This is a genomic window from Mycolicibacterium chengduense (genome assembly GCF_033741155.1).
Classification (GTDB): Bacteria; Actinomycetota; Actinomycetes; order Mycobacteriales; family Mycobacteriaceae; genus Mycobacterium.
In genome coordinates this window covers 218,662-243,562 of record NZ_JAWQNH010000002.1, presented here as the reverse complement: position 1 = coordinate 243,562, position 24,901 = coordinate 218,662, and the positions used below count along the sequence as shown (strand labels likewise).

28 protein-coding genes are annotated in these 24,901 nt (G+C 69.4%); 16 read left to right on the top strand and 12 right to left on the bottom strand.

The features are described from left to right. Positions 1 to 8 precede the first annotated feature (8 nt). Genes SBI67_RS06745 through SBI67_RS06735 form a run of 3 tightly spaced genes read right to left on the bottom strand, consistent with a single transcriptional unit; the run spans position 9 to position 3,560 of the window. The gene (locus tag SBI67_RS06745; RefSeq protein ID WP_318979806.1) at positions 9 to 815 is read right to left on the bottom strand and encodes an alpha/beta fold hydrolase; all 807 of its coding nucleotides are present in this window, start codon (positions 813 to 815) and stop codon (positions 9 to 11) included. Next, complete coding sequence (locus tag SBI67_RS06740) at positions 815 to 1,567, bottom strand: 5'-methylthioadenosine/adenosylhomocysteine nucleosidase (RefSeq protein ID WP_318979805.1); 753 nt, start codon at positions 1,565 to 1,567, stop codon at positions 815 to 817. The genes SBI67_RS06745 and SBI67_RS06740 overlap by 1 nt, the downstream gene beginning before the upstream one ends. Positions 1,568 to 1,577: 10 nt before the next feature. After that, the gene (locus SBI67_RS06735) at positions 1,578 to 3,560 is read right to left on the bottom strand and encodes an MMPL family transporter (protein WP_318979804.1); all 1,983 of its coding nucleotides are present in this window, start codon (positions 3,558 to 3,560) and stop codon (positions 1,578 to 1,580) included. Positions 3,561 to 3,611: 51 nt separating this feature from the next. On the opposite strand from SBI67_RS06735, the gene SBI67_RS06730 reads away from it, so the two are divergent. After that, positions 3,612 to 4,082: a MarR family winged helix-turn-helix transcriptional regulator gene (locus SBI67_RS06730; protein WP_318979803.1), complete on the top strand. Its 471-nt coding sequence runs from the start codon at positions 3,612 to 3,614 to the stop codon at positions 4,080 to 4,082. Here SBI67_RS06730 and SBI67_RS06725 read toward each other — a convergent pair. After that, a complete protein-coding gene (locus SBI67_RS06725) occupies positions 4,069 to 5,664 on the bottom strand; it encodes a Na+/H+ antiporter (protein ID WP_318979802.1) in 1,596 nt (531 codons plus the stop codon). The genes SBI67_RS06730 and SBI67_RS06725 overlap by 14 nt on opposite strands. A gap of 45 nt (positions 5,665 to 5,709) precedes the next feature. Between SBI67_RS06725 and SBI67_RS06720 the strand changes: the two genes are divergently transcribed. The 11 genes from SBI67_RS06720 (at position 5,710) to alr (ending at position 15,956) form a co-directional block, all read left to right on the top strand. Beyond that, a complete protein-coding gene (locus SBI67_RS06720; protein ID WP_318979801.1) occupies positions 5,710 to 6,039 on the top strand; it encodes a UBP-type zinc finger domain-containing protein in 330 nt (109 codons plus the stop codon). Positions 6,040 to 6,062: 23 nt separating this feature from the next. After that, positions 6,063 to 7,298, top strand: coding sequence for a formate-dependent phosphoribosylglycinamide formyltransferase (gene purT, locus SBI67_RS06715; RefSeq protein WP_413232418.1), 1,236 nt, complete (start codon positions 6,063 to 6,065; stop codon positions 7,296 to 7,298). Next, the gene (locus SBI67_RS06710; protein WP_318979800.1) at positions 7,295 to 7,732 is read left to right on the top strand and encodes an Rv0361 family membrane protein; all 438 of its coding nucleotides are present in this window, start codon (positions 7,295 to 7,297) and stop codon (positions 7,730 to 7,732) included. Before purT ends, SBI67_RS06710 begins: the two co-directional genes overlap by 4 nt. Before the next feature lie 52 nt (positions 7,733 to 7,784). Next, positions 7,785 to 8,216 (top strand): rhodanese-like domain-containing protein, encoded by a 432-nt coding sequence (locus SBI67_RS06705; protein ID WP_318979799.1) that lies wholly within the window; start codon positions 7,785 to 7,787, stop codon positions 8,214 to 8,216. A 10-nt stretch (positions 8,217 to 8,226) separates the two neighbouring features. After that, positions 8,227 to 9,444, top strand: a complete 1,218-nt coding sequence (locus SBI67_RS06700) for an O-succinylhomoserine sulfhydrylase (RefSeq protein WP_318979798.1) — start codon at positions 8,227 to 8,229, stop codon at positions 9,442 to 9,444. A 2-nt stretch (positions 9,445 to 9,446) separates the two neighbouring features. Continuing rightward, complete coding sequence (locus tag SBI67_RS06695; protein ID WP_318979797.1) at positions 9,447 to 9,851, top strand: hypothetical protein; 405 nt, start codon at positions 9,447 to 9,449, stop codon at positions 9,849 to 9,851. A gap of 12 nt (positions 9,852 to 9,863) precedes the next feature. Next, complete coding sequence (locus SBI67_RS06690) at positions 9,864 to 11,258, top strand: xylulokinase (protein WP_318979796.1); 1,395 nt, start codon at positions 9,864 to 9,866, stop codon at positions 11,256 to 11,258. An 11-nt stretch (positions 11,259 to 11,269) separates the two neighbouring features. Further along, positions 11,270 to 12,184 (top strand): LysR family transcriptional regulator, encoded by a 915-nt coding sequence (locus SBI67_RS06685; RefSeq protein WP_318979795.1) that lies wholly within the window; start codon positions 11,270 to 11,272, stop codon positions 12,182 to 12,184. Between the two features lie 149 nt (positions 12,185 to 12,333). Continuing rightward, a complete protein-coding gene (locus SBI67_RS06680; protein ID WP_318979794.1) occupies positions 12,334 to 13,791 on the top strand; it encodes an APC family permease in 1,458 nt (485 codons plus the stop codon). 15 nt (positions 13,792 to 13,806) lie between these two features. Then, positions 13,807 to 14,823 carry an aminotransferase class IV gene (locus SBI67_RS06675; RefSeq protein ID WP_318979793.1) on the top strand — a complete coding sequence of 339 codons (1,017 nt, stop codon included), beginning with the start codon at positions 13,807 to 13,809 and terminating at the stop codon, positions 14,821 to 14,823. Continuing rightward, the gene (alr, locus tag SBI67_RS06670) at positions 14,817 to 15,956 is read left to right on the top strand and encodes an alanine racemase (RefSeq protein WP_318980468.1); all 1,140 of its coding nucleotides are present in this window, start codon (positions 14,817 to 14,819) and stop codon (positions 15,954 to 15,956) included. Before SBI67_RS06675 ends, alr begins: the two co-directional genes overlap by 7 nt. Here the strand turns inward: alr and SBI67_RS06665 are convergent. Next, the gene (locus SBI67_RS06665; RefSeq protein ID WP_318979792.1) at positions 15,899 to 16,762 is read right to left on the bottom strand and encodes an SDR family oxidoreductase; all 864 of its coding nucleotides are present in this window, start codon (positions 16,760 to 16,762) and stop codon (positions 15,899 to 15,901) included. The genes alr and SBI67_RS06665 overlap by 58 nt on opposite strands. A gap of 20 nt (positions 16,763 to 16,782) precedes the next feature. Beyond that, positions 16,783 to 17,886 (bottom strand): FAD-dependent oxidoreductase, encoded by a 1,104-nt coding sequence (locus SBI67_RS06660; protein WP_318979791.1) that lies wholly within the window; start codon positions 17,884 to 17,886, stop codon positions 16,783 to 16,785. A gap of 69 nt (positions 17,887 to 17,955) precedes the next feature. Here SBI67_RS06660 and SBI67_RS06655 point away from each other — a divergent pair, with 69 nt between their 5' ends. After that, positions 17,956 to 18,603, top strand: coding sequence for a TetR/AcrR family transcriptional regulator (locus SBI67_RS06655; RefSeq protein WP_318979790.1), 648 nt, complete (start codon positions 17,956 to 17,958; stop codon positions 18,601 to 18,603). Here the strand turns inward: SBI67_RS06655 and SBI67_RS06650 are convergent. Together SBI67_RS06650 and SBI67_RS06645 are read right to left on the bottom strand one after the other, a co-directional pair. Next, positions 18,600 to 18,878, bottom strand: a complete 279-nt coding sequence (locus tag SBI67_RS06650; protein ID WP_318979789.1) for a barstar family protein — start codon at positions 18,876 to 18,878, stop codon at positions 18,600 to 18,602. The two genes, SBI67_RS06655 and SBI67_RS06650, sit on opposite strands and share 4 nt — an antisense overlap. Then, entirely contained in the window at positions 18,875 to 19,210 is a 336-nt protein-coding gene (locus tag SBI67_RS06645; RefSeq protein WP_413232444.1) for a guanyl-specific ribonuclease, read from the bottom strand. The genes SBI67_RS06650 and SBI67_RS06645 overlap by 4 nt, the downstream gene beginning before the upstream one ends. Positions 19,211 to 19,369: 159 nt before the next feature. On the opposite strand from SBI67_RS06645, the gene SBI67_RS06640 reads away from it, so the two are divergent. Both SBI67_RS06640 and SBI67_RS06635 read left to right on the top strand, forming a co-directional pair. Next, positions 19,370 to 20,479: an LLM class flavin-dependent oxidoreductase gene (locus SBI67_RS06640; RefSeq protein ID WP_318979788.1), complete on the top strand. Its 1,110-nt coding sequence runs from the start codon at positions 19,370 to 19,372 to the stop codon at positions 20,477 to 20,479. A gap of 9 nt (positions 20,480 to 20,488) precedes the next feature. After that, positions 20,489 to 20,779 (top strand): hypothetical protein, encoded by a 291-nt coding sequence (locus SBI67_RS06635; RefSeq protein WP_318979787.1) that lies wholly within the window; start codon positions 20,489 to 20,491, stop codon positions 20,777 to 20,779. Here the strand turns inward: SBI67_RS06635 and SBI67_RS06630 are convergent. Beyond that, positions 20,761 to 21,504, bottom strand: a complete 744-nt coding sequence (locus SBI67_RS06630; RefSeq protein WP_318980466.1) for a class I SAM-dependent methyltransferase — start codon at positions 21,502 to 21,504, stop codon at positions 20,761 to 20,763. The genes SBI67_RS06635 and SBI67_RS06630 overlap by 19 nt on opposite strands. A gap of 14 nt (positions 21,505 to 21,518) precedes the next feature. After that, positions 21,519 to 22,262 carry an MBL fold metallo-hydrolase gene (locus tag SBI67_RS06625; protein ID WP_318979786.1) on the bottom strand — a complete coding sequence of 248 codons (744 nt, stop codon included), beginning with the start codon at positions 22,260 to 22,262 and terminating at the stop codon, positions 21,519 to 21,521. Positions 22,263 to 22,298: 36 nt separating this feature from the next. On the opposite strand from SBI67_RS06625, the gene fgd reads away from it, so the two are divergent. Continuing rightward, the gene (fgd, locus tag SBI67_RS06620; protein ID WP_266045239.1) at positions 22,299 to 23,309 is read left to right on the top strand and encodes a glucose-6-phosphate dehydrogenase (coenzyme-F420); all 1,011 of its coding nucleotides are present in this window, start codon (positions 22,299 to 22,301) and stop codon (positions 23,307 to 23,309) included. A 33-nt stretch (positions 23,310 to 23,342) separates the two neighbouring features. Here the strand turns inward: fgd and SBI67_RS06615 are convergent, their stop codons facing one another. Beyond that, positions 23,343 to 24,125 carry a GntR family transcriptional regulator gene (locus tag SBI67_RS06615; RefSeq protein ID WP_318979785.1) on the bottom strand — a complete coding sequence of 261 codons (783 nt, stop codon included), beginning with the start codon at positions 24,123 to 24,125 and terminating at the stop codon, positions 23,343 to 23,345. Between the two features lies 1 nt (position 24,126). After that, the gene (gene fabG, locus SBI67_RS06610; RefSeq protein WP_318979784.1) at positions 24,127 to 24,900 is read right to left on the bottom strand and encodes a 3-oxoacyl-ACP reductase FabG; all 774 of its coding nucleotides are present in this window, start codon (positions 24,898 to 24,900) and stop codon (positions 24,127 to 24,129) included. Position 24,901: the final 1 nt, after the last annotated feature.

Here is a 24,901-nt window from a genome sequence, read left to right as displayed (position 1 = left end):
CCCCGACGCTACCCGCCGAACACAAAGTCCTTGATCAGAGCGTTGACGACGGTCGGGTTCTCCAACGCGGCCAGGTGGGCCACCCCGTCGAGCACGGCCGTTGACGCACCCGGGATGGCGTCGGCCATCGCCAACGTCTCCTCGAGGGGGAAGGTGGCGTCCTCGGCGCCGGCGACCACCAGGACCGGGGTCCGCACGCCGGCGAGCAGGGCGCGCTGGTCCGGCCGGCGCGGCACCACACTGCGCACCGCATGCGACACCGAGCCCACGTCGACGCGGCCCGCCGCCGCCGCGACGAACGCCACCACATCGGGCCGCGTGCTCATGGTCGTCGGCCCGAGGAAGGCCTTGAGCACCTCGCGGGTCAGCGGACCACGGATCCCGCCGAGAGCCCTGGCGGCCTGCAGCAGCAGTCCGTACTCGAAGCGCTGCCGGGCCCCGGCCGCCGACGCGGTGCAGTTCATCAGCACGGCCCGACCGACGCGCTCGGGGAACCGGACGGCGAACGTGCCGCCGATCATGCCGCCCCACGAATTGCCGACGAAGTGCGCACGCTGGACCCCCAGTCCGTCCAGCAGGTCGACGACAACCTGCGCACAATCGGCGAAAGTGAAAGGTGCGGTCAACTTTTCGCTCCCACCGTGGCCGGGCGGGTCGATCAGCACCACTTGGTGGTCAGCCCCGAAGGCCCTGGCCTGGCCGGCCCACATGTCACCGGTCATCAGCAGGCTGGGCCAGAACAGGATCACCTCGCCGGTGCCGCGGATCTGCACCCGCAACCGGCCCAGCGTCGTCGGCAGCGTGCGGTCGTCCATCAGATCACCGGCAGCAGCGAGTGCACGATGTGCACCGCGGCGTGCGCCACCTGCGTGGTGTACAGGGTGAAGTCGATGTCGGGGTCATGCCCGGCGAGGTCGGAGAGCGCCCGGATCACCAGCCAGGGCACGCCCAGCGCGGTGCAGACCTGGGCCACCGCCGCGCCCTCCATCTCCACGGCCGACCCGCCGAACTCCTGGTGCCACCGCTGCCGGGTGGCGGCGCAGTGCAGGTACGCGTCCCCGGAAAGGATGGTGCCGTAGGTGATCCGCGGTGGCCGGTCCTGGCCGCCGGCCTCCGCGTCGAGAATCGGCAGCAGCACCGCCGACAGCCTGTGCCGCACCCGGGCGAGCAACTCGCCGTCCACGTCGAAGCCCAGTTCGTCGGTCGGGTTGAAGAACCGCACGTGCCCTGGCTGGTAGAGCGAGAGTTGTTCGTTCTCGATGATCCCGGAGTCGTTGGCCACGATGCGGTCGGCGATGACGATATCCCCGATTTCCAGGTCCGGGTCCAGTCCGCCGGCGACGCCGGTGAAGATGACGGCGTCGCAGCCGAACTTGTCGACCAACAGCGTGGTGGCCGTGGCCGCGTTCACCTTGCCCATCCCGGACTCGGTGAGCACCACGTGGTGCCCGTCGATGTGACCGCCCGTGAACGTCCACTGCGCCACCGTGGTCTGCGTGGCATCGGGCATGAGCTCGACGAAACTGCCGAGCTCGTGGGGAACTGCGCACAACACGCCGGTCGTCATGAAAGCCACGCTAACGGTCGGCGCGCAACCCCGGCCACCAGATACGCGGTCCGATCAGGGTGAACAGCGCCGGGATGATGACCGTGCGCACCACGAAGGTGTCCAGCAGGATGCCGAGACCGACGATGATGCCCAACTGGGTCAGCACGATCAACGGCAGCACGCCGAGCACACAGAACACCGCCGCCAGCACGATGCCCGCACTGGTGATCACCGCCCCGGTGGCCGATACCGCCCGCACGATTCCTGCCCGGTTGCCGAAGGCCGGCGTCTCCTCGCGGGCCCGGGTCACCAGGAAGATGGTGTAGTCGACACCGAGGGCCACCAGGAACAGGAACGCGAACAGCGGGGTGGCGTTGTCCAGTGCCGGAAATCCGAACAGGTGCACGCTGGCCCAGCCACCCAGACCGAGGGCAGCGAGCGCGCTGAGCACCGTCACCGCGACCAACAGCAGCGGGGCGAGCGCCGAACGCAGCAACACGAACAGCACCGCCAGCACGACGCCGAGAATCGCCGGGATCACCACCAGCCGGTCCCGGTGGGCGGCCGCGGCGGCGTCGCTGGCCTGCGCATCCGGTCCGCCCACCACCGCGGCGCCGTCCACCCGGTGCACCGAATCACGAAGGGCCGCAACGATGGTGAACGCCTTCTTCGATGCCGGCTCGGCGTCGAGCACCACCGACCACTGTGTCAGCCCACTCGGTGACTGGCCCGCCGGGACGGCCGATGTCACGCCAGGAGTTGCGGCGATGGCCCGCTGCATCCCGTCGGCGGCCGAGGTGGGCGCGATGACGGTGGTGGGATTGGTCAGCCCGCTGGGGAAGTGGGCGGCCAGCGTCTCATACCCGGCCACCGACTCGGCCTGCACCCGGAACTGTTCGGTCTGCGACAGCCCGAGGGGGGTGAAGAACAGGCCGGTGCACAACACGGCCAGCCCGGTCAGCGCGGTGATCGCGACCACCGCCGGACGGCGGGCCACGGTGTCCGCAATGCGGTGCCAGAGCCCGCTCTCGGTGAGCGGCGGCGTGCCCGCCCCGGCTTGCGGGATGAACGGCCAGAACAACCGGCGCCCACACGCGCCGAGCAGCGGCGGCAGCACCAGCAGGACGAATACCGCGGCCACCACCAGGCCGGCTGCCGACTGCACGCCGAGGCTGCGGTTGCTGGGCGCCGATGCGAACACCAGGGTCAACAGTGCCAACACCACGGTGGCGTTGCTGGCCAGGATCGCCGGCGCGGACGCGCGCAGCGCCACCCGCAAGGCGTCGTGGTGATCGGCGTGCCGGTGCAGCTCCTCGCGGTACCGCGAAATCAACAGCAGCGCATAGTTCGTGCCCGCCCCGAATACCAGCACACTGGTGATACCGCCGGTCGATCCGTCGGGGCTCAGCCCGAGCCCGGCGGCGACCGCGGTGCCGACCACGCTGCCGACTCGGTCGGCGAACGCGATCACCAGCAGTGGTACCAGCCACAGCACGGGGGAGCGGTAGGTCAGGATGAGCAGCAGTGCCACCACCGCCGCCGTCACCGCGAGCAGCGTGATGTTGGCCCCGGCAAAGGAATTGGCGATATCGGCACCGAATGCCGGGCCGCCGGTGACCTGGGCGCGCACACCGTCGGGCAGTTGCGCGTTCACCGCGGCGCGCAGCTCGCGGACCGCGTCGTCGAGGGCGAAGCCGGACAGGTCCGCGGCCAGTGGGGCCACCCGCACCGCGGCTTTCCCGTCCTCGGAGACGCGCGCCCCTGCACCGGCGGCTGCGACGTCGGCCGCCGTCAGCGGGGCACCATCGGTGCGGGTCACCACGATGATGATCGGAACGTGATCGCCGCCAGGGAAATCGGTGCGCAGCGCGTCGGCGCGGGCCGATTCGGCCGACGGCGGGACCGACACCGGGGATTGCGATGCCGAATCCCCCGAACTCAGCAGCGTCATCAGGGCACCGGAGAGCGCCACCACGATCAAGGCCAGGATCCAGGACAAGCGGCGGGACATGAGCCAAATATTTCAGATACTTAAATATTAAGCAAATGTAGGATGCGACACATGTCCACGTCCGACCGGGCCGCGCTGGAACTGCAGATCTCGTCCGACGTCCGGGCGCTGACGGCCGAGTCCGAACAGATCGGACGGACGTTCGCCGGTCAGAACAATTTGGGCGCCAACGACTTTCAGGCATTGCTGCACGTGATGGTGGCCGAGTCGGCCGGTGCTCCGCTGACCGCGGGAGAGCTGCGCAAGCTGCTGGGCACGTCCGGCGCGGCGGTCACCTACCTGGTGGAACGGATGATCGCCTCCGGGCATCTGCGTCGCGACGCCGATCCGGCCGACCGTCGCAAGGTCATCCTGCGCTACGACGAGCACGGGCTGGCGGTGGCCAGGAAATTCTTCACACCGCTGGCCCGGCTCACCGGGCAGGCGCTGGCCGAACTGCCCGACGCGGATCTCGAAGCGGCGCACCGGGTTTTCACCGCGCTCACCGGTGCCATGGCCCAGTTCCGGGCTAGCGCCGATTGAGAGTGGCCTCCTCCAGATCCAGTCCGCGCAGCACCGATCGCAGCACCTCGTCGTCGATATTGCCGGCGTCGCGCTCGGCGATGAACGTCGCGCGTTCGGCGGCCAGCATCTCCAACCGGAGCCGGCGGAACGCCGAGGCCGGACTCTCCCCGAGCTCCTCCTCGCTGCGGCCCAGACGCTCCCACGCCGCGTTGCGGCGGGCGGTGTTCCACTTCTGCAACACCGCCGCGGCACCGTCGCGCAGGGCGGTGCCACTGGCGCGCTGTTCTGCCAGCAGTTCGTCGAGTCGTTCGGCCGCCGCGCGGGCCGCCTTGTCCTGGGCGGCGGCCTCGGCGAGGGCGTCCTGCTGGGCGTCGTCACCGCGCACGCAGAAGTGCCGGATCACCCACGGCAGGGTCAGGCCGTGCAACAGCAGCGTGCCCACCACCACCACGAAGGTGAGGAACACCAGTTGCGGGCGGCCGGGGAACGCGTCGCCGCTCAGGGTGGTCAGCGGGACACCGAACGCCGCCGCCAGTGACACCACGCCGCGCATGCCGGCCCAGGCCAGCACGAAGACCTCCGCCGGACCCGGCCGCGGCTCGTTCTCCCTGACCCGTTTGATCAGCAGCCGCGGGGTGTAGGCGAACACGAACACCCACACGATGCGCACCACGATCACCGTCGCCAGCACCGCCACCGAGGACACCGCGATGGTCAGGAACGGGATGCCGGTCAGCTCGTGCACCACCTCCGGCAGTTGCAGCCCGATCATCAGGAAGGCGAAGGATTCCAGGATGAGCTGCAGCGCCTTCCATACCGCGTCGTCCTGCAGGCGGGTGGCGTAGCCGGCCCGTGTCGAATGCTGACCCAGGATCAGGGCGGCCACCACCACCGCCAGCACCCCGGAGCCGTGGATCTCCTCGGCGATCAGGTAGATCACGAACGGGGCGATCAGCCCGATCGCGCTCTCCACCAGCGGGTCGTCCAGCCGGTAGCGGATGAACGTGATCAACCAGCCCACCGCCAGGCCGATCACCAGGCCGCCGGCCACCGCCAAGCCGAACGTCGCCAGTCCGGTGCGCCACGACGCCGACGCGCCGATCGCCGCCGCCAGCGCCACCTTGTAGGCGGTCAGCGCGGTGGCGTCGTTGAGCAGGCTCTCGCCGCCCAGCAGCGTCATGATCTGACGTGGCAGCCCGAGCCGGCGGCCGACGGCCGTGGCCGACACGGCATCCGGCGGGGCCACGATCGCGCCCAGTGTCAGCGCCGCGGCGACCGTCAACTCCGGCACCGTGTGGAACGCGACGAACCCGACGGCCAGCGTCGTCGCCAGCGGCAGGCCCACCGCCAGCAACCCGATCGGGCGGATGTGCTGGCGCATGGTGACATAGCTGCTCTCCAGACCGGCCGACCACAACAGCGGCGGCAGGATGACGTTGAGCACCAGTTCCGGGTCCAGCTCCACCGCGCCGAATCCCGGGATCGCGCTCGCGGCCAGCCCGACCACCACCAGTGCCAGCGGTGCCGATACGTCCAAACGACGGCTGACCCCCGCCAGCAGCACCGCGGCCGCCAGCACCGCGAGCAGTGTGCCCCCCATAGCGGTTGTCTCCTCTGTGATCGTCCGTCCGTATCCTTGATCAATATGCTGAGGAGATCACGCCGGCGCGAATCCGGAGCCGCCGGGGCCTCGGCATCGTCGGCCCCCGCAACCTGCGAACACCTCCAGGCAGCGGTGGACATCGTCGAACCCCAACCGCTGACGCCGGGGCGTTGCCAGGAATGCGAGGCCGACGGCGAGAACGCCTGGGCGCACCTGCGGATGTGCCTGACCTGTGGGCACGTCGGATGTTGCGATTCCAGCCCGCACCAGCACGCGTCGGCGCACTTCAAGCAGACCGGCCATGCGGTGATGCGCTCGGCGGAGCCCGGCGAATCGTGGCGGTGGTGTTACGTCGACATCCGGTTGGGCTGACGATCTGGCAGGCTGGGTTGGCGATGACTGAGGACGCGAAGGACCCGACCGGTGCGGGCGGTATGCGCAACATTGCCGCGCCCGTCGTGATGCTGCTCGGCTCCGGTGAGATGAGTCGTGAACTGACGCTGGCCTTTCAACGGCTGGGTGCCGTCGTGGTCGCGGTGGACCGATACGCCGACGCTCCCGCTCATCGGGTCGCCGACCGCGCGGTCGTCGTGAAGATGAACGATCCCGAGGCGCTGACCGCGGTGATCGACAAGGAGCAGCCCCATTTCGTGGTGGTCGAGGCGGGGGTGGTCGCCACCGATGTGCTGACCGGGCTGAGCGAACGCGTCGAGGTGTTCCCGACGCCGCACGCCACCCGGCTGGGGCTGGACCGCGAGGGCCTGCGCCGGCTGGCCGCCGACGAACTCGGCCTGCCCACCGCGCCGTTCTGGTTTGCCGGATCGGCGCAGGAATTGGCCACGATCGCCGAGCATGCCGGTTTCCCGCTGACCGTCACCCCGGTCGAGGGTGCCCCCGGCGACGGTGTCTCGGTGCTGCTGCGGGCCGAGGATGTCGAACCGGCCTGGAACCGAGCGGTGGCCGCCGGGCACATCACCCACACCCGGGTGCTGGCCGAGACCGTCGTCGACGTCGACGACGAGGTGACGCTGCTGACCGTGCGCACCGCGGGGCCGACCGGTCCGGTGGTGCATTTCTGCGAGGCCATCGGGCACCGCGTCGCCGAGGACGGCACCCTGGCCACCTGGCAGCCGCACCGGCTGTCGCCTGCCGCGCTCGACGCGGCCAAGTCGATCGCCGCCCGCATCGTCAACTCGCTGGGCGGGCGCGGCATCTTCGCGGTGGAGCTGCTGGTCCGGGGTGACGAGGTGTACTTCTCCACGGTGCGGCCCCGTCCCGACGACACCGGCCTGGTCACCGTGCGCAGCCAGCGGCTGTCACAGTTCGACCTGCACGCCAGGGCCGTGCTCGGCCTGTCGGTGGACACCATCATGGTCTCGCCAGGGGCTGCCGAGGTGTCCTACGGCACCGCCGAGACGCGTGCCGAACCGGTGCGCGTGCCGGATGTGCTGGCGGTGCTCTCCGAGGCGTTGGAGGTCGCCGAGAGCGATGTCCGGCTGTTCGACCGGCTCGACGAGTCCGATGGCCGGTACCGGCTGGGCGTCACCACGGCGACCGCGCCCGATGTCACCGTGGCCAGGGACCGTGCGCAGCGCACCGCGGTGGTGCTGCGTAAGCTCTGGCAGTCGTGAGCGATCAGGACGAGCCCGCCGACCGGCCGACCCCCGCGCCGTTCCTGGGCGCCCTGGTCATCATCGTCATTGTGATCACCGCGATTTTTGTGTTCAACCGCAACAGCGGTGGGGGCGACGCCGAACTCATCGGCCGCGCCGTCTCCGGCCAGAACGACGCGCTGCAACGACAGAACTATCAGGACTTCCTCACCTACACCTGCGCCGGCCAACACGGTACCCAGGATGCGGTCCTTGGCGGGCAACGTAATTCGGTGGCCAAGCGCGGTGAACGGTACGTCGACGGTGTCGGCAACGTGGTGGTGGACGGCGATCGCGCCACCGCCAAGGTGACCTATCACTTCAAGAACGACGAGGACACCAAGGTGGGCGCCGATCTGGCGTTCGTCAAGGAGGACGGCACCTGGAAGGTGTGCTCGCCCGGACCGGCCTGATCCGGCCAACCCTTCGCACCGTCGCACAGCCGTCGCTATTACGGTATGAGACGTGTCCACACCCGAAGGCCAGCGCTACGCCGGAGACATCACGCCGCAGCAAGCGTGGAAACTCCTCGTCGACGATCCCAGCGCCGTCCTGGTCGACTGTCGCACCGAGGCCGAATGGCGGTTCGTCGGCGTGCCCGACCTGACCGAATTACGGCGCGACGTGGTGTACGTCGAGTGGAACCGAACCGACGGCACCCACAACGACGCGTTCGTCGAAGACCTCACCGACGCCGGCATCCGTCCCGGTGACCGCCCGGTGATCTTCTTGTGCCGGTCCGGGAACCGCTCGATCGGCGCGGCCATCGCGGCCACCGAGGCCGGCATCGGCCCGTCCTACAACGTGCTCGACGGATTCGAGGGCAACCTCGACGACAACGGCCACCGCGGGGCAACGGGCTGGAAAGCGGTCGGGCTCGCCTGGAAACAGAGTTAGGGAACTCCTCATGAATGAAGTGCCATCGGTGCCATCCGTCCGGGTTCCCGCCCCGCTACCGGATGGGGTCAGCCAGGCCACCATCGGTGTGCGCGGGGGACTGCTGCGCAGCGGTTTCGAGGAGACCGCCGAGGCCATGTACCTGACCTCGGGTTACGTCTACGAGTCGGCCGCCGACGCCGAGCGTGCGTTCACCGGCGAGATCGACCGGTATGTGTACTCGCGCTACGGCAACCCGACCATCTCCATGTTCGAGGAGCGGCTGCGCCTGATCGAGGATGCCCCCGCCGCGTTCGCCACCGCCACCGGCATGGCGGCGGTGTTCACCGCGCTCGGCGCCCTGCTGGGTGCCGGCGACCGGTTGGTCGCCGCCCGCAGCCTGTTCGGCTCCTGCTTCGTGGTGTGCAACGAGATCCTGCCGCGCTGGGGTGTGGAGACCGTCTTCGTCGACGGCGAAGACCTGTCCCAGTGGGAGGCGGCGCTTTCGGTGCCCACCCAGGCCGTGTTCTTCGAGACCCCGTCCAATCCGATGCAGTCGCTGGTCGACATCGCCGCGGTCTCCGAATTGGCCCATGCTGCCGGCGCGAAGGTGGTGCTGGACAACGTCTTTGCCACACCGCTGTTGCAGCAAGGCCTACCGTTGGGTGCCGACGTGGTGGTGTATTCGGGCACCAAGCACATCGACGGCCAGGGCCGGGTGCTGGGTGGGGCCATCCTGGGCGACAAGGACTACATCGACGGCCCGGTGCAGAAGCTGATGCGGCACACCGGCCCGGCGATCAGCGCGTTCAACGCCTGGACGCTGCTCAAAGGGCTTGAGACGCTGGCCGTGCGGGTGGATTACTCGAACCGGTCGGCGCAGCGGGTCGCGGAGTTCCTGGAGGGCCACCGGGGCGTGAACTGGGTGAAATACCCGTTCCTGGAATCACATCCGCAGTTCGACCTGGCCAAGCGGCAGATGCGCGGCGGTGGCACGGTGGTCACCTTCGAAGTCGATGGTGGCAAGGAGCGCGCCTTCGAGGTCTTGGACAAGCTGGAGGTCATCGACATCTCCAACAACCTCGGCGACGCCAAATCGCTGATCACCCACCCGGCCACCACCACACACCGCGCGATGGGCCCGGAGGGCCGGGCCGCCATCGGACTGGGTGACGGCGTGGTGCGTATCTCCGTCGGCCTGGAGGGCACCGAGGACCTGATCGCCGATCTGGACCGGGCGCTGGGCTGACCGTGTCCAAACGCGGTGATGCCAAGAAGGCCCGGCGCCGCAAGCGCCAGGCCGCCACCCGCCGGATCCCGGCCGCCATCGTCGACCAACTGGCCGACATCCCCGACGGTATCGTCGCCGACCTGGCCGCCTTCGACGAACGAATCACCGAGCGCGGCTGGACCTTCGACGAGGAGGAGTCCGGTGACGACTACGCCGTCTGGTTCTACGAGCCCTCCGGCGCCGACGTCGCCGACGGTTTACAGGTGACCTCCCTGTGGCTGGATGCGGCCGAGGACGGCGAAGTCGTCCGCGTCGTGCTCGTCGGCACCGTCGAACAGCACGCCTTCAGCCACGACGAGCTGTTCGCGCGGCTCGATGCCATCGAGATCTACCGCAACGGTGACCCGGTGCCGCAGTTCGACTAGGGTCTGCGTTCCATGACCCTCGTTGCGGGAATCGACTCCTCCACGCAGTCCTGCAAGGTGCTCATCTGTGACGCCGATACCGGTGCCGTCGTGCGCGAGGGCCGGGCCCGTCATCCCGACGGCACCGAAATCGACCCGGCGGCATGGGAATCGGCGGCGTCGGCGGCCATCGAGCAGGCCGGCGGGCTCGGTGATGTCGCCGCGGTGTCGGTCGGCGCGCAGCAGCACGGCATGGTGTGCCTGGACGACCGCGGCGAGGTGGTGCGCCCGGCGCTGTTGTGGAACGACACCCGCTCGGCGGGCGCGGCAGCGGATCTGGTGACCGAGCTCGGCGGGCCGGGGGCCTGGGCCGAGGCCGTCGGGGTGGTCCCGCTGGCCGCCATCACCGTGGCCAAGCTGCGCTGGCTGGCCGATCACGAACCGGCCGCCGCCGACCGTACCGCCGCGGTCTGCCTGCCGCACGACTGGCTGAGCTGGCGGCTGCGCGGCGCGACGACTCTCGACGACATCGCGACCGACCGCAGCGATGCCAGCGGCACCGGCTATTTCGACGCAGCCGGTGACCGCTACCGCACCGACCTGCTGGAGCTGGCGCTGCGCGGCCGGACACCGGCGTTGCCGCAGGTGCTGGCCCCGGGAGCGGCCGTCACCGGTGAAGGCCCCGCGTTCGGCGCCGGGCTGGGCGACAATGCCGCCGCCGCATTGGGATTGGGCGTCGAAGACGGCGACGTCGTCGTCTCGATCGGTACCTCGGGTGTGGTCTCGGCCAGCACATCGATACCGGCCAGGGACAGCGGCGGATTCGTCGCCGGCTTTGCCGACGGCACGGGCCGGCACCTGCCGCTGGTGTGCACGCTCAACGGGGCCCGGGTGCTGGACGCCGCGGCTGCGCTGCTAAGCGTCGACCACGACGAGTTGTCCCGGCTGGCGTGCTCGGCCCCGGCCGGCAGCGAGGGCCTGGTGATGGTGCCCTACCTGGAAGGTGAGCGCACCCCGAACCGGCCCGAGGCCACCGGCGCCGTGCACGGGCTGCGGGTCGGCAACGCCACCCCCGCCAACCTGGCGCGGGCCGCGGTCGAGGGGCTGCTGTGCGCGCTGGCCGACGGGCTGGACCACCTCACCGCGCTCGGTGTGCCCGCACGGCGGGTGCTGCTGGTCGGCGGCGGCGCCAAGTCCGTGGCGCTGCGCGAGATCGCGCCCACGGTGTTCGGTGTCCCGGTGCACGTTCCGGAGCCGGCCGAATACGTCGCGGTGGGTGCGGCCCGGCAGGCCGCCTGGGCGCACAGCGGTGCGGACGCCCCGCCGGCGTGGGCGCCACCGCCCGCCCAGCGGTTCGAGGCCGCCGCCGAGCCCGCCGTCCGGGCCCGCTACGCCGAGGTCCGCGACCTGACCGAGGGCGTGCGCTGACCTTGCCGGATGTGACGCTGCGGCAACTCCGCTACTTCGCCGTCCTGGGCGAGGAGCTGAATTACCGCCGCGCCGCCGAACGCTTGTTCATCACCCAGCCGGCGCTGTCCACCGCGATCAAACAGTTGGAGCAGGCGTTCGGGGTGGTGCTGTTGCGCCGCAACACCCGTGAGGTGGCGCTCACCGACCTGGGTGCGGCGTGGCTGCCGCAGGTGCAGCAAGCACTGGCCGGGGTGGACGCGGTGGTGGACAACCTGGTGACGCTGTCGGGTACCCGGCAGGGCCGGCTGCGGCTGGGGTATCTGATCGGGACCGGCGCCGACCTGTTGTTCCGCATCGTGCGGCATTTCGAGGCGGCCTACCCCGATGTCAGCGTCGAACCGATCGAGTTCGATTTCGCCGACCCGACCGCCGGGCTGGCCTCCGGTACCACCGAGGTCGCGCTGATCCGCCCACCGGTGGACCTGCCCGAGCATCGGATGCTGATCCTGGATTCCGAATCCTGGGTGGCGTGCCTGCCCAGGGATCATCCGTTGGCCGGGCGGCGCGAGGTGCGCATCACCGAGCTGCTGGACGACCCGATCGTGTGCGCCCCGCTGACCGCGGGCCCGTGGCGGGACTACTGGCTGGCGATGGACGTGCGCGGGAACCGGCCGCCGACCATCGCCGCGGTGGCGGCCACCTACGAAGCCGAGACCACTTCGATCGCCAGGGGCCTGGGCATCAGCTTCACGACGTCGTCGGTGGCGCGGTTCTACGACCGGCCCGGCATCGTCTACGTGCCGATCGTGGACCGGCCGCCCAGCCATGTCGCGCTGGCGTGGCACCCTGGAGCGCTGAGCCCGCAGGCCGACGCCCTGATCCGGCACGTGCAGCAGCAGTGGAGTTTCGGCGACGGGGACGACATCCGACCCGACCTGCAGTGATAAATCCTCGTTATCACTAGATCAAAAGATGGAACTTCCGGTGACCGGCCGGTGGCGTTTTCCTTACAGCAGTCGTTCCCGACTTCACCTGACCTGGAGTGATCATGACGGATGCGCTTGCTTCACCACCCCACTCGTCTCATTCATCGATGAACGCCGAAGACGCCAAGCTCGCCGAGCTGGGCTACACGCAGAAGCTGGACCGCTCGGTCGGCACGCTGGCCTCGTTCGCCATCGGCTTTGCCACCATCAGCGCCACCACCGCGGTGTTCACCGGCTTCGGCGCCGGCTACTTCACCGCGGGCGCGCCGTTCGTGTGGACACTGCTGCTGGCCGGCGCGGTGTTCGCGCTGTGGACGTTTATCGCCGCCGACCTGACCGCCAAGCTGCCGCTGGCCGGCTACTCCTACCAATGGATCAGCCGGATCAACGGACCCAACCTCGCCTGGTTCACCGGATTCATCGCGCTGATGGGCTGGGTGTGCGGCATGACCGGCGTCGGCTTCATCCTGTCCGGCTACCTCGGCGGGTTGTTCGGCTGGAGCATGAGTCAGAGCGCGCAGATCCTGCTCGCCATCGCGGTGGTGTTCGTCTGCGTGCTGATCAACATCTACGGCGTGCGGTTCGCCACGATGGTCAACAACATCGGCGTCAGCCTCGAACTGGTCATCACCGTCGGCGCCACCGCACTGATCGCCATCATCGCGTTCTCCGCGCCGGAGAATCACCAGCCGATCTCGACGCTGTTCACCGGCGGGCAGTCCGGCGACAAGGACTCCTACCTGCTGGCCTGGCTGGCCGCCGCGCTCGGACCGTTCTTCGGCCTGATCGGCGTCGAATCCGGCGCCGACGTCGCGGAGGAGACCAAGAACGCCCGCCGCGTGGTGCCCAAGACCATGTTCTACGCGCTGATCACCTCGATCGTGATCGAGTTCCTGATGTACGTGGTCTACGTGTTGGCGATCAAGGATGCCGCTGCGGTCGAGGCCAACTCGGCCGCGCCGATCGAGGAGATCATCACCCAGCAGGCCGGCCCCGTCGTCACCAAAATCGTGGTGGCCGTCGCGCTGACCAACATCCTGGCGTGCCTGCTGGCCAATATCCTGGTGGCAACCCGGCTCACCTACTCGATGGCCCGCGACAACATGCTGCCGTTCTCACACATCTGGCGGCACGTCTCGGCCAAGAGCAAGGCGCCCACCTACGCGGTGCTCGGACTGGGTGTGCTCTCTGCGCTGCTGCTGTGCTCGGCACTGGTGAACGAGGAAGCGTTCAACTACATCATCGGCATCGCCTCGCTGCTGTTCTTCTTCGTCTACATCCTGCAGACCATCGGCCTGCTGATCGGCTACCAGCGCGGCACCATCCCGGTGGGCGAGCCCGGCACGTTCGACCTGGGCCGCTGGCGCCTGCCGCTCTACGTCACCGCGCTGGTGGTGTTCCTCGGCGTGGCCGTGGCGCTGCTGTTCCTCCCGCAGTTCACCAACAACAAGTGGGTCTTCCTTGGCATCGTCGCCATCGCGGCGCTGTGGTGGGCCACCGGACTGAAGGCGCGGTTGGCCCGCGGCGACGCCGGTGCCGACTACGTCAAGACCCACACCGACTAGAAGGGTCCGAAACACATGACTTTGGCAGACGCAGGCACCTCCAATCTCGTCGCCGTCGAACCCGGCGCCATCCGGGAGGACACCCCGCCCGGCTCGGTGATCCAGTACAGCGACTACGAATTGGACACCTCCAGCCCGTTCGCCGGCGGCGTGGCCTGGATCGAGGGCGAGTACCTGCCCGCCGAAGAGGCCAAGATCTCGATCTTCGACACCGGTTTCGGGCATTCCGATCTGACCTACACCGTCGCCCACGTGTGGCACGGCAACATCTTCCGGCTCGGCGACCACCTGGACCGGTTGCTCGACGGGGCGGCCAAGCTGCGCCTGGACGCCGGGATGAGCAAGGACGAACTCGCCGAGATCACCAAGAAATGCGTGTCGATGTCGCAGCTGCGGGAATCCTTCGTGAATCTGACCGTCACCCGCGGCTACGGAAAACGCAAGGGCGAGAAGGACTTGTCCAAGCTGACCCACCAGGTCTACATCTACGCCATCCCGTACCTGTGGGCGTTCCCGCCGGCCGAACAGATCTTCGGCACCACCGCCGTCGTCCCCCGCCACGTCCGCCGTGCCGGCCGCAACACCGTCGACCCGACCATCAAGAACTACCAGTGGGGCGATCTCACGGCGGCCAGTTTCGAGGCCAAGGATCGCGGTGCCCGCACCGCCATCCTGCTGGATTCCGACAACTGCGTGGCCGAGGGTCCCGGCTTCAACGTCTGCATCGTCAAGGACGGCAAACTGGCTTCCCCGTCGCGAAACGCGTTGCCGGGCATCACCCGTAAGACGGTGTTCGAGCTGGCCGACCAGATGGGTATCGAGGCCACCCTGCGCGATGTCACCAGCCACGAGCTCTACGACGCCGACGAACTGATGGCCGTCACCACCGCCGGTGGGGTCACCCCGATCAACTCGCTGGACGGCGAACCGATCGGGGACGGCACGCCCGGCCCGATGACGGTGGCCATCCGGGATCGGTTCTGGGCGTTGATGGACGAACCGGGACCGCTGATCGAAGCGATCGAATACTGAGTCCGGAAGCGGTCGTCGACCTGGCGGCCATCGCACACAACGTCGGCGTCCTGCGTGAGCGGTCCGGCGCCGAGGTGATCGCGGTGGTCAAGGCCGACGGCTACGGGCACGGCGCGGTGCAGGTGTCGCGGACCGCGCTGGCAGCCGGGGCCACCGAACTCGGGGTGGCCACGGTGGCTGAGGCGCTCGCCCTGCGGGCGGCCGGCATCGGCGCCCCGGTGATCGCCTGGTTACACACGCCGTCAACGGATTTCGCGGCGGCCATCGCCGCCGACGTCGAGGTGGTGGTGTCCACGCCGGCCCAGCTGACGGCGGTGATCGACGCGGCGCACCGGCTGGGCCGCGTCGCCGTCGTCGGGGTCAAGGTGGACACCGGCCTGGCCCGCAGCGGGGTGTCCGGACGCGAGTGGCCCGAGGTCTGCGCGCTGCTCAAGGATGATGCGGTGGCGCTGCGGACGGTGATGTGCCACCTGGCCCGCGGGGACGAACCGGGGCACCCGCTCAACACCGCACAGGCCGCCGGCCTGGACGCGCGGGTGGCTGACCTGCGCCGCGCGGGGTTGCCCCCGCGGCGGGTGCACATCGCCAATTCGGCTGCCGCGCTGACGGACCGGAATCTGTGCCGGGATGTGGTGCGCACCGGGATCGCGCTCTATGGCCGCAGCCCGGTGCCCGCGTCCGGCGACTTCGGTTTGATCCCGGCCATGACGCTGACCGCCGAGGTGGCGATGGTCAAGAAAATCGCTGCGGGGCAGGGTGTTTCGTACAACCACAGCTGGGTGGCACCGCGTGACACCGTGGTGGCGGTGCTGGCGTGCGGATACGCCGACGGCGTGCCGCGGGCGCTGAGCAACCGGCTGCGGGTGCATATTGGCGGCCGCCGGTTCGCCGGTGTGGGGCGGATCTGCATGGATCAGCTGGTGGTGGACCTCGGCCACGACGGCGGTGGCGTGACCGAGGGGGACCGGGCGGTGCTGTTCGGTGGTGCCGGCGCGAGCGCCGGTGACTGGGCGCAGGCCACCGGCACCATCGACTACGAGATCCTCACCGGGATCGGCGGGCGGACGACGCGGCGCTACGTGGTGCCGTCGGACTCGATGACACCCTGCGCGGCGCGGGCCCGGTCTTCGTAGGCCTTGCGCTTGGTCTTGTCGAACTCCAGGAACACGTTGTCCAGCCCCAACGCCTTGTTCATCGCCCGCCGCGCCTTCGGTGGCAGCATCTGCGCGGCCTGCGCGGTGAACCGCAGCGGCGGCGGCACCGATACGTGGGTCTTGGGCTTGTTCAGTGTCTTGACGATCGCGGCGGCGATCTCCTCCGGCTCGACCGGCTTGATGGCACCGCCGGACTTGGTGCCCGAGATCAGTTCGGTGTTGGTGAACGGCGGCATGATGACCGAGACGTTCACGCCGTAGGGGGCCATCTCGTCGGCCAGCGCGGTGGACAGTCCGACGACGGCGTACTTGGCGCCGACGTAGACCACCTGGCCGGGCAGCGGGATCAGCCCCGACAGCGAGGCGATGTTGATGACGTGGCCGCGCCGGCGCTTGACCATGTCCGGCAGGGCCAGCTGACAGCCGGTGAGCACGCCGTACACGTTGACCTCGAGGGAGGACCGGATCGACTGTTCGGTCTCTTCCAGGAACGGGCCCACCGGCATCACGCCGGCGTTGTTGATCAGGACGTCGATATGCCCGCCGCCATCGGTGCGGGCCTTGTCCAGGAAGGTTGCGAAGGACTCCCGGTCGGTGACGTCGAGCGGATAACCGGAGACCTGGCCGAGCTTGGACAGCTCGACGACGGCCGATTCCTGCAGGGCGACGTCACGGTCGCCGATGACGACGCGGGCGCCGCGGCTCAGTAGCTCCTTGGCGGTGGCATAACCGATACCGCGAGCGGCGCCGGTGATCGCGATGGTCCTGCCCCTGATGTTGTCCATGGCGCCGAACTTTACATGTGTCAAGTTTCGCGCGAAAGGGTGCCCAGTAGCTCGGACGGCGCGTGCATCCCGTCCAGCATCCGGATGGCAGCCAGGGCGGCGGCCTCACCGCGCGGGAACATCGCCGCCTCGTAGGCGGCCAATGCGGCTTCGGTGTCACCGGGGTGCGCGGCCAGCGCGGCACCGAGTTCGGCGCCGTCGAGCATGGCCAGGTTCGCCCCTTCGCCCGCGGGCGGCGACAGATGCGCGGCATCGCCGATGAGTGTCACACCGGCGGTGCGGGTCCAGCGGTGACCGGCCGGCAGGGTGTAGATCATCCGGACGGTCGGCCCGGCGTCGCATTCGGTGATCAGTGCGGTGAGTTCGGTTGCCCAGCCCTCGAATTCGGCCGCGACGCGGGCGGGATCGGTCAGGTCGGCCGCGGCGATCCACTCGGCGGGGCGGTGCAGGGCGACGTACGCGTGTAGGACGCCATTCGGCTCGCGGTGCGCACCGATCCACTTGCCGGGAGCCACTGCGAACATCGAGCCGGCGCCGACCGCCGCCGCGGCCGCGCGGTGCCTGGTGTCGGCGTCGTACAGATAGGTCTCGACGAAGGTCATGCCGGCGTACACCGGTTCCGCCTTCGACAGCAACGGCCGGACCTTCGACCAGGCGCCGTCGGCGCCGACCAGCAGCTCGGTGCGCACGACGGTGCCGTCGTCGAAGCCGAGCTCGTGTTGGCCGGCACCGAGCGGGCGGATGCCGGTCACCTTGCGCCCCCAGTGCACCGTGCCCTCGGGTAGGGAGTCGAGCAGGATCCGGCGCAGCTCGCCGCGCAACACCTCGGGACGGCCGCCGGTGCCGTCATCGGGCTCGTCGAGCAGCACCGTGCCGTCGGGCGCGAGCACCCGGTCGGCTTCGGCGCCGCGGTGGATGATGGCCTGGAACGCGTCGGTCAGCCCCGCCAGCGCCAACGCGGGCTGGCCGGTGCCGGCGTGGATGTCCAGTTGGCCGCCCTGGGCGCGGCTGCCGGCCGACGGCTCGGCCTCGTACACCGTGCTGGTGATGCCGTGCACGTGCAGCACCCGAGCCAGCACCAGGCCGCCGATGCCGGCGCCGACGATCGTGACGTGTGTGGTCACCCGACCCCCTTTGGAACGTTGTTCCAATCAAGGTTGGAACAACGTTCCACATCTGTCAAGATGACAGCCATGGCCACCAGGAACGCGCTGTCCACGCAGCGCATCGTGGACGCCGCCATCGAGATCCTCGACGAGCACGGTGAGGACGCATTGACCTTCCGCGCGCTGGCGGCCCGGTTGGCCACCGGCAGCGGGGCGATCTACCACCACATCGCCGACAAGAATGCGTTGCTCGCCGCCGCCGCCGACACCGTCGTCACCCGGGCGCTGGCCGCCGGGCACGACGACGCCGAACCCGCTGCCGCCATCCGCAGCATGGCGCTGGGACTGTTCGACACCTTCGACGCGCATCCGTGGGTCGGCGCCCAGCTGCATCGCCGCCCATGGTCGGCGCTCCTGCAGATCGTCGAAGGTATCGGCGGCCGGTTGGGGGCGCTCGGGGTTCCCCAACGCGCACAGTTCAATTCGGCCTCTGCGCTGGTCAACTACATCCTCGGGGTCGCGGGGCAGAACGCCGAGAACGCCCGCTCGCAGATCGCTGGGCCGGCCGACCGCACGGCGTTTCTGGCCGACGTGGCCGCCCAGTGGACGCGGGGCGACCCGGCGCGGTATCCGTTCGTGCATCAGGTGGCCGCACAATTGGCCGATCACGACGACCGCGACCAATACGTGGCCGGTATCGATCTGATCCTGGCCGGCATCGAGCAGTTGCGTTAGCCGGTCAACCACAGATCAACGCCGGTATCGGCGAACACCCGCAGCAGCCTGCTCCACACCGGTTCGCCGATCGCGGCCTTGGCCGGTCGGTACGGGGCGAGGACGAACCGGAATCCGCCGCTGTCCGGGGTGCCGAAGCCGCCCCGCAGGCAATCGGCCAGCGCGTCCAGGTTCGACCCGAAGTAGCCGCCCTCACCGTTGACCGCCCGCCCGATCTCGGTGAAGAAGTCGGCCTGCGAACCGATCCGGGAGCCGTCGATCGTGTAGGTCTTCATACGCCTCCGATCCGGCAGAACGACTCGTAGTGATCGCCGGTGTAATAGAACTCCGGCGGATGGGTCAGTGGTGTGCCGCCGGTGATGATGCGCCGGGTGCCGCGATGCGACAGCCCCGGGGTGGGCACCGTGTACTCGTGGTAGTAACCCCGGTCGTGCTGCGGCAATCTGCCCTCGTAGTTGCCGAACACCACGCCGTCGTTGCGCGGGTAGGGGAATGGCCCGCCGGACTCGATGCGGTGCACCGTCTCGCCGACCTGGGGCGGCAGACCGCCCAGGGCGCAGGTGCCGTCGGCGCCGGTGCCGGCGGCCGCCGTGCAGCCGGACAGCAGGCCACACAGCAGGGCCAGCACCACCGTCGTCAGGGCCGCGCCACGCACCCGATCGACGCTAGCAGGCCGGATTTCGGCTCATGGTGATCCGATCACGCCCATCTGGAATGCGGGCCGCGCCGACCGGTTAGACATGAGGTGACGACCGCAGGAGGTGTGATGACGGTACCGCTGTCCATCCTGGACCTCGCGCCGATCAGCGCGGGCAGCGATGCGCGCACCGCGCTGCGCAACAGCGTCGACCTGGCGCGGCACGCCGAATTGTGGGGCTATCGCCGCTACTGGGTGGCCGAGCACCACTATGTGGCCGTCGCCAGCTCGTCCCCGGCGGTGCTGATCGGCCAGATCGCGGCGGCCACCAGCACCATCCGGGTGGGCGCGGCCGCCGTACAGCTCGGGCACACCACACCGGTGGCGGTGGTGGAGAGCTTCGGCATGCTGGACGCCTTTTATCCGGGCCGGATCGATCTCGGGGTGGGCCGGTCGGGTCAGCGCCGCGTCGAGTCGCTGCGGGACGCGCCGCGCACCCCGAGAGCGCCGAGGCAACGTCATGAGGTCGACGGCGTCGTGGTGCCCGTGCCGTTCGACGTCGGCGCCCTGATGCGCGAACCACGGCTGCGCGCCGTCATGGCCACCCTGCAGCAGCCCGGTGCGGTGGCACCGGATTTCGGTGAGCAGGTGGCCGACATCCTCGCCATGCTCGACGGCAGCTTCCGCGCCGGCGGTTTCGAAGCACACGTCACCCCCGGTGAGTCGACTGCCCTGCGGCCGTGGATCTTCGGCAGTTCGAAGGGACAGAGCGCCCAGGTCGCGGGCACGCTCGGGCTGCCGTTCGTGGCGGCCTATCACATCGCTCCCGGCACCGCCCTGGAAGCGGTTACCGCCTACCGCAACGCTTTTCGGCCGTCGGCCGGCCTGTCCGAACCCCGTGTGGTGGTGTCGGCCGACGTGCTGGTCGCCGACGACGATGCCACCGCGCGACAACTGGCCGCCAGTTACGGGCACTGGGTGTATTCGATCCGGGCGCAGGGCGGGGCCGCGCCATATCCGGATCCGGACGCCGTCGCGCCGCTGACCGCCGAGCAACAGGCGCTGGTGCAGGATCGCATCGAAACCCAGTTCGTCGGGGACCCCGACACGGTCGCCGACCGGCTGGCTGCGCTGCAGCGGGTGACCGGCGCCGATGAGCTGGTCATCACCTCGGTGGCCTACCGGCACGAGGACCGGCTGCGGTCGCATGAGCTGATCGCCAAGAGGTGGGCAGGCTAATCTGGTTCCGTGTCGCAAACGACCGTCGGGCTGCTGATCCTGGTGGCGGCCCTGGTGACGGCGCTGGCCGGGGTCGGCCTGCGGATCGTCGTCGGCCGCAAGAGCGAATCGCCGGCCGTGCGTCGCACGGTGATCACCATGCGGGACAACAAAATCGGGCAATTACTGTTCGGCAGGGTGCTCACCGACCCGTTCGACGACGACGAGCTGGACGGGATGATCCTGATGCCGGCGATCGTGCTGGCCTGCGGGCTGTTCCTGACCGGGGTGTTCCTGCTCGGTTACGACGTGCTGACCTGAGCCGTGCACAGCACCGCCAGCGCGTCGTTGGTGGCCGCCACGCCGGCAGGTCCGATGACTGCTGTCAGCCGGGTGCGCAGCTCGTGCTGCTGGGGGGCGGGCAGCCGCAGCACGTTGGAGTAGGTGGTCACCATGTCCACCCATTCCGTGGCGCTGTAGTGCGGATGTTCGACGTAACGCCGACGTTCGCCGCTCAGTCCGGCCGCCGTCAGCAGCGGGTCGAGGTCGTCGCCTTCGACATCGGTGGACGGGCGCTGCCAGTCCTCCAGGAGCCCCGCGTACGCCCGGCCGAGTTGGTCCGGACCCGGGGTCACCGGCACGATGCGGTTCCACAGCAGTGCCAGCCGGCCGCCAGGGGCCAGCAGTGTCCGCACCTTGTGCAGCGCCGGTTCCGGATCGACCCAATGGAACGACTGCGCGAACACCACCAGATCGAAGCTTCGGCCCCGGGGCTCCCACTCCTGGAAAGTCGCCACCTCGACGACCAGCCCCTTGCCCGCCGCCACCTCGGCCATCAGCGGATCCGGTTCCACGGCCAGCACGTCGGCGCCCGCGGCGCGCAGCTGGGCGGTGGCGATGCCGGTGCCCGCCCCGACATCGAGCACGGTAATGCCTTGGCGGTCAACGAGATCGGCGATGAGGGTGGCGGGGTAGCGGGGACGGTGCCGGTCGTAGCGGGGGGCCGCGGAGCCGAACGATTCTGCCCGCAGCCGGTCGGTGTGCAGCGGAGCCCGCTCGTTCATCGGGCGGCCTGCTCGGCGGCGGTCCGGATGGGCCCGTGCCACGCCGGCCCGTGCCCGGGCAACAGGATCTCGGTGTCGAGCATGCCCAGCGCGCCGAGGCTGCGCACACAGCCGTCCTGGTCGTGGTTGAACAGTTCCGGCAGCAGCTGCGGCCCCCGCCGGGTGCTCAGCGGATGGCCGGTTACCAGCGCGTCACCGGCCACCAGCACCCCGTCGACCAGATACGAGCAGTGCCCACCGGTGTGGCCGGGCGTCGGAATGGCCACCGGGGTGCCCGACAGCGTCGAGGCGATGGTGTCGTCGAGCGCCTGCGTCGACCCGATGCCCTCATGGGTCAGGCCGCCCTTGCGGATCAGCGCCAGTGACCAGGTGAGGTAACGCGGCTGCCAGGCGCGGGCCAGCACATCCTTCGGGGCGGCCTGCTCCAGGTATTCGCGTTTGGCGTGTCCGACCTCTGCGGCATGCGTATACACCGGTGTGCCATGGGTTTTCGCGAACCAGATGGCCGAACCCAGGTGGTCCACGTGGGCGTGGGTCAGCAGGATGGCGCGCACGTCCTCGGGGCCGAACCCGAGATCGCGGACGGTCCTGAGCACGTCGTCGCGATCGCCGGGATAGCCGGCGTCGATCAACACCACCCCGCCGCCGTTGGCGCCGGTGCCGGTGACCAACGTCCAGTTGACCAGGTCGGTTTGCGCGAAATGTACGGTCTCGGTGATCGCCGTGAGGGACACTGCCATGCCCGCGAGTCTATGCAGGGGAGTAGAAACGTAGACGTGGCTGAACTCAAACTGGGGTACAAGGCGTCTGCAGAACAATTCGCTCCTCGTGAGCTGGTGGAGTTGGCAGTGGCCGCCGAAGCGGCCGGCATGGACAGCGCCACGGTCAGTGACCATTTCCAGCCGTGGCGGCACGAGGGTGGGCACGCCCCGTGGTCGCTGGCCTGGATCGCGGCGGTGGGCGAGCGCACCCAACGGCTGGTACTCGGCACGTCGGTGCTGACGCCGACGTTCCGGTACAACCCGGCCGTCATCGCGCAGGCCTTCGCGACCCTGGGTTGTCTGTATCCCGACCGCATCTTCCTCGGGGTGGGCACCGGTGAGGCGCTCAACGAGATCGCCACCGGGTACGAGGGCGAGTGGCCCGAGTTCAAGGAGCGCTACGCGCGGCTGCGCGAGTCCGTGCGGCTGATGCGCGAACTGTGGCTCGGCGACCGGGTGGACTTCGACGGCGAGTTCTACAAGACCAAGGGCGCCTCGATCTATGACGTGCCCGAGGGTGGCATCCCGATCTACATCGCCGCGGGCGGACCGCAGGTGGCCAAGTATGCCGGCCGGGCCGGTGACGGTTTCATCTGCACCTCCGGTAAGGGCGAGGAGCTGTACAAGGACAAGCTCATCCCGGCGATGCGGGAGGGTGCCGAGGCGGCGGGCAAGAACCCCGACGACGTCGACCGGATGATCGAGATCAAGATCTCCTACGACACCGACCCCGAACTGGCCCTGGAGAACACCCGGTTCTGGGCGCCGCTGTCGTTGACGGCCGAGCAGAAGCACTCCATCGACGATCCGATCGAGATGGAGAAGGCGGCCGACGCGCTGCCCATCGAGCAGGTGGCCAAGCGCTGGATCGTGGCCTCGGACCCGGACGAAGCCGTCGAGAAGGTCGCCGATTACGTCAAGTGGGGCCTGAACCACCTGGTGTTCCACGCGCCCGGACACGACCAGCGCCGCTTCCTGGACCTGTTCAAGCGCGATCTGGAACCGCGGCTGCGCAAGCTGGGCTAAGCACCGGCGGGCAGGAGCGCAGCGACCCGGGGATCAGGCACTGACGATGCGTTCCACCATGCCGTCGCCGGCGCGGCGTTCCCGCTGCGGCTGCACGGTCATGGTGGCGGTCAGCCGCACCCGGTCCGCCCGGAACAAGTCGTAGGCGTACTCGAACGGCCGGCCGGTCGCGTCCCTGGCCACCCGCGTGATGGCCAGCAGCGGCCGGCGGTGCGCGATGTCGAGCCACTGGGCCTCGCGCGGGCTGGCGCTGACCACCTCGATCGTCTCGCTGGAGGTGGCCGGGACCAGTCCGTACCGAACCCGGAACAGTTCGTAGAGCGAACCGCCCAGCGGCTGCTCCAACAGGTCACTCACCCGGTCGGCGATGAAGCAGGACATGTCCACCGACAGCGGTACCCCGTCGGCGTAGCGCAACCGCCGGATGACGAACACCTCGTCGGTCTCCGGGATCTCCAGCGCCGCGGACTCGGCCGCAGTGGCCAGTCTGCGGTCGGTGGCCAGCACCTTGGTGGAACTGGTGTGGCCGCCGCTCTGCAACAAGGCGGGCAGCCCGGTCAGCTCGGCGGCGTTGCGCTGCACCATATCTGCGCGCACGAACGTGCCACCGCGGCGGCCGGTACGGCGTTCCAGCACGCCGGCTTCACTGAGCGGCAGCAGTGCACTGCGCAGCGTCGCACGCGACACCCCGAACTTGTCGGCCATCTCGCGTTCGGTGCCCAACCGGTTTCCCGGCCGCAGCGCCCCGCTGGACAACATGGACAGGATCCGCCGGCGTACGTCCTCGGCGACCGCACCCCCCGGTGTCTCCTCCATATCAGGCCAGGGCGTCCAGCGACTCGGGCAGCACCTGCCCGCCGTCGACGGCGATGGCCTGGCCGGTGATGTAGGCCGCCTCGGTGGTGGCCAGGAAGGCGGCCAGGTGGCCGATGTCCTCTGGGGTGCCCAGCGCACCGGCCGGGATGGAGCGGGCCATGCTGGCGATGTACTCCTCGCCGTTGGCGATCATGCCTTCGCTCATGATGTTGCCCGGCAGGATGGCGTTGACCGTGATCTTGTGCGGCGCCAGCTCGATGGCCGCCGTCCGCATGAAGCCCAGTTGAGCCGATTTGGTGGCGCCGTAGTGTGACCAACCGGGGTAGCCGGTGATCGGTCCGGTGATCGACGAGGTCAGGATGACCCGGCCGCTACCCGACGCGATCAGGGCGTCCAAGCACGCCTGGACGGCAAAGAAGGTGCCGTTGACGTTGATACCCATGATCTCGTTGAGCTGCTCGGGGGTCATCGTCGCCAGCGGCGCATCCGGGAAGATACCGGCGTTGGCGCACAACACATCCAGGCCACCGAACGCTTCGGTGACCGTCGCGGCCATCTCGGTGCAGGACTGGCGGTCGCTGACGTCGACGCGGACCCCGATCACCTTCCCGCTGCCCAGTCCGTCCAGGGCGGCGACCGCCTCGTCGAGGTCGGCCGCCGAGCGGGCGGCGACCGCCACGTCGGCGCCGGCGCGGGCGAACACCGTCGCGATACCGCGGCCGATGCCCTTGCTTCCGCCGGTCACCAGCACCGAGCGGGACTGCAGGTCGAACATG